A 15,456-nucleotide genomic window follows, 5' to 3' on the forward strand; every position below is an offset into this window, starting at 1 on the left:
CCCAACGGAAGGCAAACAATGACGTTTTCACTCGGCGTAGTAGGAGTAGGCCAGTTCGGCAGCCAGTTCGCCCACCTGTTCAACCTCCACCCCGGCGTCAGCGCAGTGTATGTGGCCGACGAGCTTCCGGAGCGGGCAGCAGAGGCCGTGGCCCGGTACGGCCTGGCGGGCGTGAAGGACAGCTTCGACGCGCTCCTCGCCTCCGACGTGGACGCCGTAGCCATCTTCACGCAGCGCTGGACGCATGGTCCCATGGTGGAGCGAGCCCTGCGTGCCGGCAAGCACGTCTACTCGGCCGTCCCCATGGCGGTCTCGGAAGAAGAGATCGCAGCAATCATCCAGGCCGTCCGTGACACCGGACTGGTGTACATGATGGGGGAGACCAGCTACTACAACCCGGCCACTGTTTATGCCCGCAAGCAGCTCGCTGACGGGAACTTCGGCCGCATCTTCTACGCCGAAGGCGACTACGTCCATGACATGGACCTGGGCTTCTACGAGGCCTACCAGTACAGCGGAGGGGAGCGGTGGAAGGAAACCGCCAGCTACCCGCCCATGCTGTACCCCACCCACGCCGTGGGTGGTGTGCTGGGTGCCGTCCCCGCCCATGCTGTGAGCGTCAGCTGCGTGGGGGTTAAGGATGACCGCAACGACGGCGTCTTTGACAAGGACGTCAGCATGTTCGGGAACGACTTCTCCAACGCCACCGCCCTCTTTGAACTGAACGACGGCGGCGTGATGCGCACTAACGAGATGCGCCGGGTGGGCTACCCCTCACACATCCGCGAGTCCCGGTTCCGGTTCTTCGGAACGGAGGCCAGCTTCGAGCAGCTCGCCAAGGTCTCCGTCTGGCAGGACAAGCACAACGTCCATGACGTCTCCGAGCAGATGGAAACCCGGCCCAGCATCCCCCTCGATGACCCGTCCCTTGCGAACGTAGCACCTGACCTGCGGGACGCCTTCGTCTCCGGCCTGGCCCCGGTCCACGATCCCGGGCGGCTGCCGGAGGAGTTCCGGGGAGCACCCAACGGCCACGAGGGCAGCCATCATTTCCTGGTGGACGACTTTGTGACAGCAGTCAACAACGGCACGCTTCCGCCCGTGAACGCTTGGCTGGCCGCCCGCTTCACGCTCCCGGGAATCGTGGCACACCAGTCGGCCCTGCAAAACGGCGAACGCCTTCCCATCCGTGACTTTGGTGATGCGCCGGGTACCAGTACATAACATGGACAGCATGACTACTCCGGCAGTGCAGGCTTCGCGGGGCCCGGTGACACGCAAGGACGTTGCGAGATACGCCGGCGTCAGCACCGCCGTCGTCAGTTACGTTGTCAACGGCGGGCCAAAGAAGGTGGCGCCCGCCACCGAAGCCAAGGTGCAGGACGCCATCCGAGTCCTCGGCTACCGCCCCAATGCTGCGGCGCGGGCGCTCAAACTGGGCTCCAGCGAGACGCTGGGCCTGGTGGTCCCGGATATCTCCAACCCGTTCTTCGCCCTGTTCTCCCACGCCGTCGAGGACGCCGCCGCCGCCCTGGGATACGCACTGGTGCTGGGCAACTCTGACGGAAACCTTGCCAAGGAACGGCGCAATATCCGCAACCTCGCCGCCAGGCAGGTGGATGGCGTGCTGCTGGCCAGTGTCCTTTTCGAACCCGACCTGGAAGTCCTGGAAACGGCCGAGATCCCCTCGGTGCTGCTCAACCAGGAACGGGACGCCCCCGGTTTCAACAGCATCGGCGTGGACCTCGCAGCCGGTGCCCGGATCGCCGTGGAACACCTGATCGGCCACGGCCACACCAACATCGGCCTCGCCATGGGTACCAACGTTTCCGGCGCCACTGACGGCCGTGAAGTGGGCTGGCGGCAGGCCCTGCAGGAGGCGGGCCTGCCCGAGGGGCCGATTGTGTACAGCGCCTTCACCCGTCCCGGCGGCTACACGGCCGGGCAGCGCCTCCTGGCCTCCGTCAACCGGCCCACGGCCATCTTTGCCACCTCGGACATGCAGGCCATCGGGCTGCTCCGCGCGGTCCATGAAGCCGGGCTGTCCGTCCCGGGCCAGATGGCCGTGGCGTCCTTTGACGGTTCTGCCGAGTCCGAATACTCCTGGCCGCCGCTGACCACGGTAGAGCAGCCCGTGGCCGCCATGGCGGAAGCGGCGGTAGCGGCGCTGGTGGGTGCCAGCCGCGGCGAGAAGCCCCGGCACCGGATCTTTCCCACCACGCTGCGCGTCCGCCAGTCCTGCGGCTGCCCCTAGGAACGCCTCTAGACAGCTGCGAGCCGCAGCCTGCCCACCTGTTCCTGGAGGATGCGCTGGGCTTCGGCCCCCAGTCCGGAATCGCTGATGACCTCATCCGCCTCGTCCAGCGAGGCGATGGAACTGATGCCCAGTAAGCCCCACTTCGTATGGTCGGCGAGGACCACAGTCTTGCGCGCCGCGGCCACGAAGGCCCGGTCCGTTTCCGCTTCGAGCAGGTTTGGGGTGGTGAAGCCGGCGTCGGCATCCATCCCGTGGACGCCAAGGAACAGCACGTCCAGGTGCAGCTGCTTGAGGGCGCCGGTGGCGATGGGGCCCACCAGGGCGTCAGAGGGCGTGCGCTCTCCGCCAATGAGGATCACCGTGGAGGCGTACCGGGCAGAACCGGCCGACGCCGCGTGGTGGAAGAGGTCTGCGATACGGACCGAGTTGGTGACCACCGTGATCTGCGGGCCGCTCACCAGTTCCTTGGCCAGTGCCCAGGTGGTGGTTCCGGCGCTGAGCCCCACAGCCATGCCCTCCTGCACCAGCGAGGCCGCCTCCACCGCGATGGCGCGTTTCTCCGCCGTCAGCTGCGTTGATTTGAGGTCGAATCCGGGCTCGTGGGTGCTGGTGTCTCCCGGGATTTTCGCGCCGCCATGGATGCGCTCCAGGCGGCCGCCCTCCTCCAGCACCTCGATGTCACGGCGGACCGTCATCAGGGACACACCCAGCTGCTGGGCCAGGTCGGACACCCGGACAACCCGCTCCCGCTGGAGAGCATCCAAAATGGCCTGGTGGCGGGCGACGGCGAGCATCAGGGCGATCCTTCAGGGCAGGGGGCGGGTCTGCTCCCAGTCTAGGTGCCTGCCACGCTAATGCGCGGGAGTCATCCTCCGCGTGCTGCTCGTTCCGTCCCCACCGTCTCCCTAGCCTCGCAAGCTCGGCCAGGGAACCCTGACGGTGTGGGCCCTCTGAGGACGCTTTCCGGATAACCCCCACGCATTAGCTTGTGCTTTGGTCCCGTCCAAGAGCGACACCCGTACTGCCGGCGGTCGCCCGATGTTCCCTTATTTCCTGAGGGACGCTGCGATCTGCTGCATGATGGTTGGGTCCGAGAGGGTGGTGGCGTCGCCTGGGTCGCGGCCTTCGGCGACGTCCTTGAGGAGGCGCCGCATGATCTTGCCGGAGCGGGTCTTGGGCAGTTCCGGGACCACCAGGATGGCCTTTGGCTTGGCGATGGGCCCGATCTCCTTGCCCACGTGGTTCCGGAGTTCCTGGACGATGGCGTCCCCGGAATCCACGGCGTCACCGCGGAGGATGACGAACGCGACGACGGCCTGGCCGGTGGTTTCGTCCGCCGCGCCCACCACGGCGGCCTCGGCCACGGCGGGGTGGGACACCAGTGCGGATTCGATTTCGGTGGTGGAGAGCCGGTGCCCGGAGATGTTCATGACGTCATCCACCCGGCCCAGGAGCCAGATGTCGCCGTCCTCGTCCTTCTTGGCGCCGTCTCCGGCGAAATACATGGTCTCGAACCGGGACCAGTAGGTGTCCTTAAAGCGTTCGGGATCGCCCCAGATGCCGCGGAGCATGGCCGGCCATGGCTCCCGGATCACCAGGAAGCCGCCGTGGCCGTTGGGCACGGATTCGCCCATCTCGTCCACGACGTCCACCGCAATGCCGGGCAGCGGGACCTGGGCGGAGCCGGGCTTGGTGGCGGTAACCCCGGGGAGCGGGGCGATCATCTGGGCGCCGGTCTCGGTCTGCCACCAGGTGTCCACGATGGGGGTCTTGTCCCCGCCGATGACCTTCCGGTACCACATCCAGGCCTCAGGGTTGATGGATTCGCCCACGGAGCCAAGGACCCGGAGGGAGGACAGATCGTACTTGTCCGGGATCTCCCGGCCCCACTTCATGAACGTCCGGATCGCGGTGGGGGCGGTGTAGAGGATGGACACCTTGTACTTCTCGATGATCTCCCACCAGCGGCCCTGGTGCGGGGAGTCCGGGGTGCCCTCGTACATCACCTGGGTGGCGCCGTTGACGAGGGGCGCGTAAGCGACGTAGGAGTGGCCGGTGACCCAACCGACGTCGGCCGTGCACCAGTACACGTCCGTCTCGGGGTGCAGGTCGAACACTGCCTTGTGGGTGTAGGCGGTCTGGGTGAGGTAGCCGCCGGTGGTGTGCAGGATGCCCTTGGGCTTGCCGGTGGTACCGGAGGTGTACAGGATGAACAGCGGGTGCTCGGAATCGTGGCCCACGGCGGTGTGCTCCGCGGATGCGGCGCCCACGGTATCGGCCCACCAGTGGTCCCGGCCCTCGTGCCAGTCCACATCCTGGCCGTTGCGCTTGACCACCACCACGTTCTGCACCGTGTGGCCGTCTCCATCTCCCTTGTGGGCCAGCGCTTCATCGACGGCGGGCTTCAGGGCGCTGGGCTTGCCGCGCCGGTACGTGCCGTCCGCGGTGACCACGAGCTTGGCTTCGGCGTCGTCGATCCGTGAGCGCAGGGCCTCGGAGGAGAAACCGCCGAACACCACGGAGTGCACGGCACCGATCCGGGCGCAGGCCAGGAGGGTGATGACGGCCTCGGGGATCATCGGCAGGTACACGGCAACGCGGTCGCCCTTGGCAACTCCGAGGGACTCGAAGGCGTTGGCGGCCTTCTTTACTTCCTCGGTCAGCTGGGCATAGGTGTAGGTGCTGGTGTCTCCGGGTTCGCCCTCGAAGTGGATGGCTACCCTGTCTCCAAGGCCGTTCTCCACGTGGCGGTCCAGTGCGTTGTACGCGGCGTTGACCTCCCCGCCGACGAACCATTTGGCAAAGGGCGGGTTGGACCAGTCCAGGGCCTGGTCAAAGTCCTTGTCCCACGTCAGCAGCTCACGGGCCTTCTTCGCCCAGAACGCGGGACGGTCTGCATTGGCGTCCTCATACTCCGCGGCGGTGACGACGGCGTCAGCAGCGAACTCGGGTGAAGGCGCAAACTTGCGGGTCTCATGAAGCAGGTTTTCAAAGGCATCGCCCTGCCCAGCTCCCCTGGCTGACCCGGGCTGCCCTGTGCTTGCGGAAGCGTCTACGACGGCGCTTGTAGTGTCCTGGGACATGTGAACCTCATCATTCATCGATCTTTGCTGGGCGGGATGTCCGCTGGCCGGGCTCCGCCGCCTGCACGACGTCGGGCCCCGGCTGGTCACGGACATTCCGCAAAGAGCTGTTCCGGAATCAAGACTAATGCTTTGGCTGGCGGTGATGTGTGCGGTGTCACACGGCAGCCCGTGAACGGCATTTATTAAGCGGTGAATGGTTTTCCAGGGCAGCTGGCTGCCGCCCCCGCGGTGCGTGGCCAGCTAGTGATCGGCCTGGCCCTTGACTAGGCTGGGATGGAATTGTGACTTCACTGCGGACCGTGTTGGCCAGGCACCACAAAGGCCTGGCCACGCCGGAACCGCCGTCAAGACGGCACGATGTCGGGACCACACAGGGCCCGGTGCCGCCACGCTAAGGAGAGCAGAATGAACCAGCAAAGCTTCGGCCAGAAGACCGGCCCCGACACGGCAGGTTCCGGCCACGGTGCCGGAACCGCTGAAGGGCCAGGCTCCCAGGCCGCCGCGGGCAAGGCCCCCGCCGCAGGCAAGGCCTCCAACGCCAACGAGGCAGTGCTGGGTCCGTTCACCATCCGGGACCTGACCGTCTTCGGCGGCACGCTGATCCTTTTTGTTGCCTCCCTGCTGCCGATCTTCGGCGCCCGGTACAACCTCTGGAACCTTAACAACCTGTTCTTCCTGGGGCTGGGCATCGTCCTGCCCCTGATCGTCAGCGCGCTCTTTGCAGCCCGCAGGCTGTCCCCGGCCACGAAGATCCGGATCGGCTCCCTGTCCATCGACCAGTTCGCATCAGTGGTTGCGTCCTTCGCGGTGGCCTTCTTCTTTGTCTCTGTGGCAGGAGCCTACGTACCCAGCCTCCTGGTGGGCCTGATCGGCTCCCTGGTCCTCTTCGCGGCGACAGTGCTGGGCCGTTTCCTGCCATATCTGTCCAGTGATTTCCAGGACCGCGACGAGGTACCCGCCCACGTGGTGGCCCGTGAGGCCGCTGTTCCCACCCAGAAACCCCGCGCCCCCAAGAAGCCGAAGGCAGAAACCGACCCGGGGTCCAAAGACTCCAGGCCCGGCTCGAAGATCCTCTCCGGCGGGGGGCTGTTCGGCGGCGTCGGCGCAGGATCCTCGGCGGTGAAGCCCGGATCAGCTGACGAGCCGGCACCAGCGGGGCACCAGGGTCCGGCGGCGCAGCAGGCGTCCCCGCGTCCTGGCGGACAAACCGCGGCGGCCCATGCCCCTGCCACGGCAGCCGTCCCCACAGCTGCTGCGCCTGTCTCCACCGCCCCCGAGGTATCCGACTGGACTCCCGCAGGCGACCCGGGCCCCGCAACCCAGGCGGCCGACGTCGTACGCCCCTCTTCAACGCCCGCCGCTGAGGAAACCCGGCGGGGGGATGTTCCGGCAGCCGCCGGCGCCGGTTCAGCCGCTGCCGCAGCGGATCACGACGCCGCGGCAAACCACGACGGCGGTACGCACCCGGCTGCCCCGTCCGGCCAGGGCACCTCCTCCGCACAGGGCGCGCGGAGCGGCTGGGAGCCGACGCCTGCCACCGCAGTGCACCAGCAGGTCCGGACCGAGGAGCCCATCGGCGCCACGGTGGATCCCTCAACCCGTCCGGATGAATCGGAAGAACAGCCCATCCACGAGGCTTTCTGGTTTGCCGTCGCGCAGCACCGCACCGCCTATGACCCGCGCACAGGGGCTCCGGCGTTCGTTATCGAACCCGGCGGCTGGGTCCTGGCGCTCGAGGACCGTGGCCACGAGTTCCTGGTCCAGCACACTGACGGCCGGCTGGGCGTCCTGCGGGACCTCAGCAACATCGAGCGCGGCTGACCTCCATGGGCGAGGCCAGGGCTCCCAAGGCCGGCGGAAACAAGGCATCCGCCGGCCAGGTGGCCGGCATGCCCGTGGTGTCCTCCGAATCCGTGCTGGCACTGAAAAGGCGGGCCCGGCGGATCAACAGGGCCCTGGCGGAGAAATACCCGTACGCCCATGCGGAGCTTGATTTCCGCAACCCGTTCGAACTGCTCGTGGCCACGGTCCTTTCGGCCCAGACCACGGACGTCACGGTCAACCAGGTCACCAGGGTGTTGTTCGCCCGCTACCCGGACGCGCGGGCCCTGGCCGAGGCGGATCCCGCGGACCTTGAGACGATCCTCAAGCCCACCGGGTTCTTCCGGGCCAAGTCCAGGAACGTCATTGCCCTGTGCACCCGCCTGGTGGACGAATACAACGGGGTGGTCCCGGGCCGGCTGGAGGACCTGGTCACGCTGCCCGGCGTGGGACGCAAAACGGCCAACGTGGTGCTCGGCAACGGCTTCGGCATCCCCGGCATCTCGGTGGACACCCACTTCGCCCGGCTGGCCAACCGCTTCGGCTGGACGCAGTCTGATGACCCCGTCCAGATCGAGCATGACGTGGCCGAGCTGTTCGACCGCAAGGACTGGACCATGCTGTCCCACCGGGTGATCTTCCACGGACGGCGGGTATGCCACGCGCGCAAGCCCGCGTGCGGAGCCTGCCCCGTGGCCACCTGGTGCCCCAGTTTCGGGCTGGGCGAAACAGACCCCGCGAAGGCAGCCAAGCTCCTGAAGTACGAGCTCGCGCCCGGCAGCGAGGCGCTGCTGGATCAGTTGCTGGCCGAGACCCACAGGGCCGCCGAAATCCGGATGGCATCCCAGCAGAGGACACCGTGAGCGCGCGCGAGGACCTGCTGCAACTGGCACACCGGGCGGAATCCGGAACCGCTGCCGCGCCCGATCCCCTCTGGGCAGCCCTGACGGTTGATGCCGAACAGGCCAGGAGGGCGGCGGTGCTGATGCTCTTTGGCACCCTTGATGACGTCCCGGCTGTCTCGGGCAAGCCCCTGGCACCGGCCGATCTTGACGTCCTCCTGCTGGAACGCGCCCACACCCTGGGTTCGCACCCGGGGCAGGTGGCGTTCCCGGGCGGCGCCATTGACGCCCGGGAAACGCCGGTTCAGGCAGCTTTGCGCGAGGCCGAAGAGGAAACCGGCCTTGATGCGGGCGGCGTTGAGGTACTTGGCACCCTGCAGGAACTGGGGCTCGCCCACAGCAACTTCCTGGTCACCCCGGTGCTGGGCTGGTGGCGCTTGCCGTCACCCGTCCGTGTGGTGGACTATGCCGAGTCGGCCCAGGTGTTCCGGGTCCCCGTCCGTGACCTGCTGGACCCGGACAACCGCGTAATGGCAACCGTCCACCGTGCCGGGCGCAGCTTCGACAGCCCTGCCTTCACGGTGAACGGTGTAGTGGTGTGGGGTTTTACCGGAATTGTCCTGAACGGGTTGTTCGAGCAGCTGGGCTGGGCCGTTCCGTGGGACCGGAGCCGGCTCCACCGGATGGGCGTCTAGCCCTCAGGCCTGCTGCTGGCGGAGATCCACCACAATTCCTGTGGCGGCGTTCTCCCGTACTGCCTTGACGCCCTCAAGCACTGTGTTGAGGGACTTGAACTTGGGTGAGACGGCAACCGTGTTGCCCTCTGCGTCAGTGAGCCGCAGCCGGTAGGACTCGTCGCCTACTCGATGAATTTCGAACCTGCCCGCCATATGCCGGACCTCCCCTGGAATGCGTCGTTGCATCAGCTTTTGACCGATCTACCTCAGTCGCCACTCCGACCATAGCCCGCGTCACAAGCCTCTGGCGAGCTACTCCCGGGTAGGTTACTTAGGGGGTCGCGACGTCCCTGCAGCGCCGGAGTGGCGGACCTATTTCGCATTGTCGTAGGAATCAACAACGGCCACACTGACGGGAAACTCCACCGGGATTGGCCCGAACAGCAGTTCCTTGGCGGCGCTGGCCGCCTCTTCGATGGCCGCGATGCAGGCGTCCACCGCTTCCGCCGGCGCATGAACCATCACCTCGTCATGCAGGAAGAAGACGAGTTCGGCGTTGACGTGACCGTCGGTCCGGAGGGTGCGCAGCCGGCGTCGTAATTCCGCCAGCCAGCACGCCGCCCAGTCGGCAGCCGAACCCTGGACAACAAAGTTGCGGGTGAAGCGACCCCGCGAACGGGCGATCGATTCAGCCCGCCGCTGCTCCTCGGCGGAGGCGGACCTCTGGCTCTGGAACCACCGCTCCGACGGCGGCGGGCTGCTCCGTCCCAGCCGGGTGGTGACCGTTCCGCCGGCCTCGCCTGTGCGGGCCGCCTGCTCAACAAAGTCCACTGCCCGGGGAAAAGTTCTTGCGAGCTGCGGCATGAGGCGGCCGGCCTCGCCGGAGGTGGCGCCGTACATGGCCCCCAGCAAAGCCATCTTCGCTTTCGCCCGGTCCCCGCCGAATCCCTTGGCAGCAATGCCCGCGTAGAGGTCCTGGTTACGGGCGGCCTCTGCCATGGAAGGGTCGCGGGCGAGGGCCACCAGGACGCGCGGTTCCAGCTGGGAGGCGTCCGCGACGATGAGCTTATAGCCCGGATCGGCATGGACTGCGCCGCGAATCTGGCGCGGAATTTGAAGGGCGCCGCCGCCGCGCGACGCCCAGCGGCCGGACACCACGCCGCCCACCACGTACTCGGGCCGGAACCGGCCGCCGTCCACCCAGGCGTCCAGCCAGGCCCAGCCGTTCGCTGCATGCAGGCGGGAGAGCTGCTTATAGGCCAGCAACGGCTCGATGGCGGGGTGGGTGGATTCCCGCAGCTCCCACTTCCTGGTGCTTTTGACCTCTATCCCGTTGCGGTGCAGGGCACGCATCAGGTCCTGCGGGGAGTCAGGATTCAGCGTGGGTGCGTTCAGGAGTCCGCGCAGCTCCTGGTTCAGCGCCTCAAGCCTGGCCGGGCGCTGTCCCAGGGGAGGCCGGGGGCCGAGGTGGTCGGCGAGGATCTGCCCGTGGAGGTCTTCGCGCCAGGGGACGCCGGCGTGCTGCATCTCGGCGGCGATCATGGCCCCTGCGGACTCGGCCGCCAGCAGCAGCTGCAGCCGGTTCCGCCGGTTCTCCTCCGGGCTAACCGCGGCCAGCGCCACTTGCTGGGCAGCGTATTCAGCACGAAGGTCTTCCGGGCTGCGGGGTTTTTCCGGCCGGATCGCGGGAGCATCGAACAGGGCGCCCTGGTCTGCCGGGGGAGGCGGCGGCTGCAGCGTCCGGGGCGGCTGGAGCGGATCCTCAACCATCACGCGTTCCGCGTTCCTGGCGTAGTCCGTGTGCCCGGTGAACCGGGAGAACGCCAGGATGTTGCCGCAGAGGCTGAGGTCGTAGCACCGCTCCAGCTCGACGCCGGCTGCCAGCAGTGCCGGGTACCAGTCCTGGGTGCGGTGCCAGATCCAACGGGGCGGCTGCCCGCCCGGCCGGCGGCTTTCGAAGTGACGAACGACGGCGGGAAGATCGCCGAAGCTGACCAGCCGGGGTTCGGGCGTGGCCGGCAGGGGCTGTCCAGCCTGAGTGAGTTCCTGCAGGGCCGCGCCGTGGGGGTGGGCGGCGAGCAGCAGGTACATGGTCCCATTCTGCCTTGTTTCCAGGGCTGCCCATGCCCGGCGGCGCGGGGTTGCTGGCTTGCCGGAGATGGTTTTCCACATACGGGGCTGGACCCCTTACCCGCTGTGTTTTAGGGGCGGAGAGTGGCTTTATGAGCAGGCACCAGCTGATCCCTTCCCACCCTGACCCTTCCCACTCCGGTGCCGTCAGCGGCCCGCTCGGGGAGGGTCCGCCGGGACTCTCACGGCCTGGCGTCCCCGGGCCGGTGGGGGCTGCCGGGGTAGACGGGGACGCGTGGCTGCCGGACGGTGGAGATGACATCCTGCTGGTGACGTCCTCCACTGTCCTTCGTGCGGAGGTGGAGCGGATCGTGGCGGCTGCAGGGGCGCAGCTGCGCGTTGCAGCCACTGCAGCAGAGGGAGGCAGGCATTGGGACGGGGCGGCAGCCGTGCTGGTGGGAAGCGACATCCGGGAGCTGCCCCCGCGACGGCGGGCCCCGGCTGTCCTGGTGGGACTCGACGGCGAAGGTGACAGCCTGTGGCATCTCGCGGCTGTCCTCGGCGCGGAACGGGTTGCTGTCCTGCCGGATGCTGCGGCTTGGCTCGCCGACCATCTCAGCCGGTCCCGTTCACCCGGTCCAGGCGGGGTGATCCTGGGCGTGACCGGCGGCTGCGGGGGTGCCGGTGCCACCACGGCTGCGATTTGGATCGCCCAGGCGGCGGCCGGGCTCGGAGCCCGGGTGCTGCTGGTGGATGGAGATCCCTGGGGCGGCGGGCTGGAACTGGCCCTGGCCGCCGAAGAGAACCCCGGCCTGCGCTGGCCCGACCTTTCCGAGGCCAGGGGCAGCATCGATCCCATCCAGCTTGCGGACTCGCTGCCTGTTGCGGGCGGGTTCTCGTTCCTGTCGTGGCCTGCCAGCCGGGAGCAGCCGGTACCCGTCGCCGCTGCCGCCACCGCAGGCATCCTTGATGCTGCCCGCCGCGGGTATGAGCTGGTGGTGGTGGACATCGGCCGGGGAGCCGACCCCATTCATACGTTCGCCTGGGACTGCGACCGCATCGCCATGGTGGTTCCGGCGCAGCTTAAGGCTGCTGTCGCCGCCGTGCGGCTGCTCCAGGAGTTTCCTCCGGTTGAGGCTGCCCTCCTGATCCGTGGCAAGTCCGGCGCAGCGCTGGATGGTCCCCTGATCGCCGAGGCCATCGGACTTCCGGTCCAGGGACGGGTGCCTGAGCTGCGCGGAGTTGCTGGAGCCATGGAATCAGGCCGCCTCCTTGAGCTGGGAAAGCGGCGGGCGGTCCGGCATTTCGCGGCTTCCGTGCTGGATCTCCTCGGGGACGGGCTGGCTCCGGGAGGACCCGAATGAGTTACTCTGGGCCCGGCGCTGGGGCGCCGGGCCCAGAGACGGGAGTCCGCCGGCGGGCGCGGATCCTGGACACGGGCCAGGACAGACCCCGGCAGGACAGGCCGCGCCTGGACAGTCCCCGCCAGGAGGGCGGATTCCCGGGTGAACCCGGGCCCGGCGAAGGGCGCCGGCGTGAACGCCGCACAGGTGCGCGGCAGGCTGTTGACCTGGGACTCCTCGAGTCCGTGCGGGAGTCCATGATGTCGGACGCGGCCGCGGTGACGCCCTCGCGGGTGGCTGCCGCGGTGCAGGCCACGGGGAAGCTTTTGGGCACGGCGGGTTCACTTGCCGCCGTGGAGCGGATCAGTGCCGAGCTGAACGGCCTGGGGCCGCTGCAGGCTCTCACCCGGGACCCGGCCGTGACGGACATCTTTGCGAATGCTCCCGGGTCCGTATGGGTGGACAGGGGCTGCGGCATCGAGCGGGTGACCGTGGCCTTCGACAACGAGGCCCAGCTCCGGGCGTTGGCCTGCCGTCTCGTGGCCGCAGGCGGCAGGCGGCTTGACGACGGCTCACCCTGCGTGGACGTGCGGCTGGCCGGAGGCTACCGTGTCCATGCCGTGCTCCCGCCCGTCTCTACGGCCGGGACGCTGCTCAGCATCCGGATCCGGCGCGAACGTGTTTTCACGATGGATGAGCTGCGGGACAGCGGCATGTTCAGCTCCGGACTGCAGCGTGTCCTGGAACGGGTGGTGGAGCGCAGGCTGAGCTTCCTTATCAGCGGGGCCACCGGGTCCGGCAAGACCACCCTGCTCTCCACGCTCCTTGGACTGTGCAGTCCGGCAGAGCGGTTGGTCCTCATCGAGGATGCCTCGGAACTGAATCCTGTCCATCCGCATGTCGTGTCCCTGGAGTCACGCCACGGAAACCTGGAGGGCGGCGGCGAGGTGGATCTTGGCGATCTCGTCCGGCAGGCGCTGCGCATGCGGCCGGACAGGCTGGTGGTGGGTGAATGCCGCGGCGCGGAAGTCCGGGAGCTGCTCACTGCCATGAACACCGGACACAGCGGCGGGGGCGGGACTATCCATGCGAATACTGCCGCTGCTGTTCCCGCCCGGCTCACTGCGCTCGGTGCGCTCGCCGGAATGAATCCTGACGGTGTGAGGCTTCAGGCAGCGAGCGCGTTGGACGTGGTCATCCACGTTGACAGGACTCACCGGGGCCGGGCAGTGGCGTGCGTGGGCCTGATCGGGGACGGCCCCGGCGGACTCATCGTCCAGCCTGCCCTGGAAAGTGTTGAAGGTAGGGTGGTCGCCGGCCCCGGATGGACGGCGCTGGCGGCACGGTTGGGGCTTGACCCGGGACCGCCCGCATGATCCTCCTTCTTGTCGTTTCCCTGGTACTGGCTGCGGTGCTGCTTGTCAGGCCGCCGCTGGGTGCCCCCGCCAGGTTGGGCCGCACGGGCGCGTCCGGCCCGGTTCCGGGGCCAAAAGAGCCCTCACGGGGCGGCTTTGCGGGAAAGCTGCGTGGCGCCGGGAGGGGAGCGGAACGCCCTGCGGCCCCCATGACCCTGGTGGTACAGCAACTCGCCGCACTGCTCAAAGGCGGCCGCACGCCGGCGCGGCTCTGGGAGGAGATCTGGGACGTCTATGGTGCTTCCGGCTCCCATGCGTACGGCCTGTCCGCGGGATCCGGTGCCATGGTGGCCGCCGCGCGTGCTGCGGCCGGCCGCGGCATTCCCGTTTCGGAAGCCATCCGCCGGGCGTCGCCGTCCGCTTTTCCCCGGCGGGACAGGGAGTCCCGCATCTGGTCGGAGCTCGCGGCCTGCTTCGATATCGCGGAAGCAAGCGGCTGTCCGCTCGCAGACGTGCTGACCAGGTTCGCCGCGCAGCTTGAAGTGGAGGACGACGCCGACGCGGCCCGCCAGACGGCCCTGGCCGGACCAAAGGCCACCGTCAGCCTCCTGACATGGCTGCCGCTGATGGGGCTGGGCCTGGGAATGGCCCTGGGCGTGGACCCGCTCGCCATCCTGCTCGGAACACCCTGGGGACTCGCAGCACTGGCAGCCGGAGCCGGCCTGACAGTGGCCGGGCGCTGGTGGTCTGCCCGGCTGGTGGCCGCGGCAGCAGGGGCTGGAGCGCCGTGAGCCCGCCTTCCGCCGCAGTCCTCGCGCTCTTCCTAACCCTGGCCGCGGCGGCAGCCCTGGCCGGAAGCGGGCGGGGCAGGCCCCGCAAGCGGCTGCTCAGCCTGTCCTCCGGTGCCACGTGCCGCGGCACGAAGGCCTCCGCCGGTGACGGAGGGAATATGTCCGGACCTGCGCCCGAAGGGCTGAGGGACACCGCCATGATGCTCGAACTGGTGGCCGCCATGCTGGACGCCGGATCGGGCATCGGCCGTTCACTCGAACTGGTGGCCGCCTCGGCTTCTGACCGGTACAACGGCGCACTTCGGCCGGTTGTGGCGGCACTGGCAATAGGGGCCGATTGGGAAACAGCATGGCGCAGCAGCGCGGTCCGACTCCCCGAGGTCCTGGAACTACGCGACGCCCTGGGGTTCGCGGCGCTGACAGGTGCTCCGTCGTCAGCGATTCTCTACGCGCAGGCGGCACGGCTCCGCCGGGAGAGGTTCCGTGCAGCGGAGAAGCGCGCGGCATCACTGGGCGTGAAGCTGGTGGTTCCGCTGGGCCTCTGCTCCCTTCCGGCCTTTATCTGCCTGGGCGTGGTTCCTGTGCTGCTTGCCCTGGTGCCTTCCGGGTCCTAGGCGTCCGTGTCTTCTCCTCCACACGGGGGAAAGTGTTGAGCTTTTCCACTTACGAACCCGCGGGGCTTACCGCGCCAGGCAAGGCCCGGAAGAGTCAAGAAAGCCGGCAACACCACCGGCCCAAAGGAAGGAAACACCACATGTCCACTCATTACCGCCGCCGCTACGCTGGCGGAGCCACGGCGCCCGCCGCTGCCCGTGCCGCCTCTCGGAAACACCGCAGCACCGGCCTCCACGCCGGGGGAAGCAGCCCGCTGCCTGCGAACGCCGTGGAACTGTATCCGGGTGCAGGCGCGCCGCGGACCAGCAAGGGCCGGGTCAGGCTCCTCGGATCAGAGACAGGGATGGCAACCGCCGAATACGCCATAGCCACCCTCGCCGCCGTGGGCTTTGCGGGGCTCCTGGTCTTCATCCTCCGCAGCGAGGAGGTCCGTGGTTTCCTGCTCACCCTGATCCGCACCGCGCTGGCCTTGCCATGACACGGGCACCGGCCGTGCTCCCGGCCACGGGTTCGGCCGGTACAGCTCCGACCGCCACAGGTCAGTCGGTCACGGGTCCGTCTGTGGCCACGCAGTCCGCCACCGGGCGTACCGGAGGGTG

14 protein-coding genes are annotated in these 15,456 nt (G+C 68.3%); 10 read left to right on the forward strand and 4 right to left on the reverse strand.

Annotation, left to right across the window (positions count from 1 at the left end; translation table 11 throughout):
* The first annotated feature begins 18 nt into the window (after positions 1-18).
* Together IEX33_RS00140 and IEX33_RS00145 are read left to right on the forward strand one after the other, a co-directional pair.
* Positions 19-1,224 carry a Gfo/Idh/MocA family protein gene (locus IEX33_RS00140; RefSeq protein WP_188726759.1) on the forward strand — a complete coding sequence of 402 codons (1,206 nt, stop codon included), beginning with the start codon at positions 19-21 and terminating at the stop codon, positions 1,222-1,224.
* A gap of 10 nt (positions 1,225-1,234) precedes the next feature.
* Positions 1,235-2,254, forward strand: coding sequence for a LacI family DNA-binding transcriptional regulator (locus tag IEX33_RS00145; RefSeq protein ID WP_188726761.1), 1,020 nt, complete (start codon positions 1,235-1,237; stop codon positions 2,252-2,254).
* Between the two features lie 8 nt (positions 2,255-2,262).
* On the opposite strand, the gene IEX33_RS00150 is transcribed toward IEX33_RS00145, so the two are convergent.
* Positions 2,263-3,051 (reverse strand): DeoR/GlpR family DNA-binding transcription regulator, encoded by a 789-nt coding sequence (locus tag IEX33_RS00150; protein ID WP_188726764.1) that lies wholly within the window; start codon positions 3,049-3,051, stop codon positions 2,263-2,265.
* A 252-nt stretch (positions 3,052-3,303) separates the two neighbouring features.
* Positions 3,304-5,340 carry an acetate--CoA ligase gene (acs, locus tag IEX33_RS00155; RefSeq protein WP_188726766.1) on the reverse strand — a complete coding sequence of 679 codons (2,037 nt, stop codon included), beginning with the start codon at positions 5,338-5,340 and terminating at the stop codon, positions 3,304-3,306.
* 408 nt (positions 5,341-5,748) lie between these two features.
* On the opposite strand from acs, the gene IEX33_RS00160 reads away from it, so the two are divergent.
* From IEX33_RS00160 to IEX33_RS00170, 3 genes are all read left to right on the forward strand, one after another.
* Positions 5,749-7,164 carry a hypothetical protein gene (locus tag IEX33_RS00160; protein WP_188726767.1) on the forward strand — a complete coding sequence of 472 codons (1,416 nt, stop codon included), beginning with the start codon at positions 5,749-5,751 and terminating at the stop codon, positions 7,162-7,164.
* Between the two features lie 68 nt (positions 7,165-7,232).
* Positions 7,233-8,027, forward strand: coding sequence for an endonuclease III (nth, locus tag IEX33_RS00165; protein ID WP_188728073.1), 795 nt, complete (start codon positions 7,233-7,235; stop codon positions 8,025-8,027).
* Complete coding sequence (locus IEX33_RS00170; protein WP_188726769.1) at positions 8,024-8,701, forward strand: NUDIX hydrolase; 678 nt, start codon at positions 8,024-8,026, stop codon at positions 8,699-8,701. Before nth ends, IEX33_RS00170 begins: the two co-directional genes overlap by 4 nt.
* 3 nt (positions 8,702-8,704) lie before the next feature.
* Here the strand turns inward: IEX33_RS00170 and IEX33_RS00175 are convergent, their stop codons facing one another.
* Positions 8,705-8,896 (reverse strand): YegP family protein, encoded by a 192-nt coding sequence (locus IEX33_RS00175; RefSeq protein ID WP_188728075.1) that lies wholly within the window; start codon positions 8,894-8,896, stop codon positions 8,705-8,707.
* Positions 8,897-9,055: 159 nt separating this feature from the next.
* The gene (locus IEX33_RS00180; RefSeq protein WP_188726771.1) at positions 9,056-10,774 is read right to left on the reverse strand and encodes a bifunctional 3'-5' exonuclease/DNA polymerase; all 1,719 of its coding nucleotides are present in this window, start codon (positions 10,772-10,774) and stop codon (positions 9,056-9,058) included.
* 278 nt (positions 10,775-11,052) lie between these two features.
* Between IEX33_RS00180 and ssd the strand changes: the two genes are divergently transcribed.
* The 5 genes from ssd (at position 11,053) to IEX33_RS00205 (ending at position 15,335) form a co-directional block, all read left to right on the forward strand.
* On the forward strand, positions 11,053-12,117 hold the full coding sequence (gene ssd / locus IEX33_RS00185; protein WP_229675226.1) for a septum site-determining protein Ssd: 1,065 nt from the start codon (positions 11,053-11,055) through the stop codon (positions 12,115-12,117).
* The gene (locus tag IEX33_RS00190) at positions 12,114-13,472 is read left to right on the forward strand and encodes a TadA family conjugal transfer-associated ATPase (protein ID WP_188726773.1); all 1,359 of its coding nucleotides are present in this window, start codon (positions 12,114-12,116) and stop codon (positions 13,470-13,472) included. Before ssd ends, IEX33_RS00190 begins: the two co-directional genes overlap by 4 nt.
* On the forward strand, positions 13,469-14,242 hold the full coding sequence (locus IEX33_RS00195) for a hypothetical protein (protein WP_188726775.1): 774 nt from the start codon (positions 13,469-13,471) through the stop codon (positions 14,240-14,242). Before IEX33_RS00190 ends, IEX33_RS00195 begins: the two co-directional genes overlap by 4 nt.
* Positions 14,239-14,856, forward strand: coding sequence for a type II secretion system F family protein (locus IEX33_RS00200; protein ID WP_188726777.1), 618 nt, complete (start codon positions 14,239-14,241; stop codon positions 14,854-14,856). The genes IEX33_RS00195 and IEX33_RS00200 overlap by 4 nt, the downstream gene beginning before the upstream one ends.
* A 140-nt stretch (positions 14,857-14,996) precedes the next feature.
* The gene (locus IEX33_RS00205; RefSeq protein WP_188726779.1) at positions 14,997-15,335 is read left to right on the forward strand and encodes a DUF4244 domain-containing protein; all 339 of its coding nucleotides are present in this window, start codon (positions 14,997-14,999) and stop codon (positions 15,333-15,335) included.
* The last annotated feature ends 121 nt before the right edge of the window (positions 15,336-15,456 follow it).

Source organism: Pseudarthrobacter scleromae, assembly GCF_014644515.1.
GTDB classification, from domain to species: domain Bacteria; phylum Actinomycetota; class Actinomycetes; order Actinomycetales; family Micrococcaceae; genus Arthrobacter; species Arthrobacter scleromae.

Coding starts and splice junctions, on each gene's coding strand:
- IEX33_RS00140 (WP_188726759.1), top strand. CDS start 19: ATGACGTTTTCACTCGGCGTAGTAGGAGTAGGCCAGTTCGGCAGCCAG.
- IEX33_RS00145 (WP_188726761.1), top strand. CDS start 1,235: ATGACTACTCCGGCAGTGCAGGCTTCGCGGGGCCCGGTGACACGCAAG.
- IEX33_RS00150 (WP_188726764.1), bottom strand. CDS start 3,051: ATGCTCGCCGTCGCCCGCCACCAGGCCATTTTGGATGCTCTCCAGCGG.
- acs (WP_188726766.1), bottom strand. CDS start 5,340: ATGTCCCAGGACACTACAAGCGCCGTCGTAGACGCTTCCGCAAGCACA.
- IEX33_RS00160 (WP_188726767.1), top strand. CDS start 5,749: ATGAACCAGCAAAGCTTCGGCCAGAAGACCGGCCCCGACACGGCAGGT.
- nth (WP_188728073.1), top strand. CDS start 7,233: ATGCCCGTGGTGTCCTCCGAATCCGTGCTGGCACTGAAAAGGCGGGCC.
- IEX33_RS00175 (WP_188728075.1), bottom strand. CDS start 8,896: ATGGCGGGCAGGTTCGAAATTCATCGAGTAGGCGACGAGTCCTACCGG.
- IEX33_RS00180 (WP_188726771.1), bottom strand. CDS start 10,774: ATGTACCTGCTGCTCGCCGCCCACCCCCACGGCGCGGCCCTGCAGGAA.
- IEX33_RS00190 (WP_188726773.1), top strand. CDS start 12,114: ATGAGTTACTCTGGGCCCGGCGCTGGGGCGCCGGGCCCAGAGACGGGA.
- IEX33_RS00195 (WP_188726775.1), top strand. CDS start 13,469: ATGATCCTCCTTCTTGTCGTTTCCCTGGTACTGGCTGCGGTGCTGCTT.
- IEX33_RS00205 (WP_188726779.1), top strand. CDS start 14,997: ATGTCCACTCATTACCGCCGCCGCTACGCTGGCGGAGCCACGGCGCCC.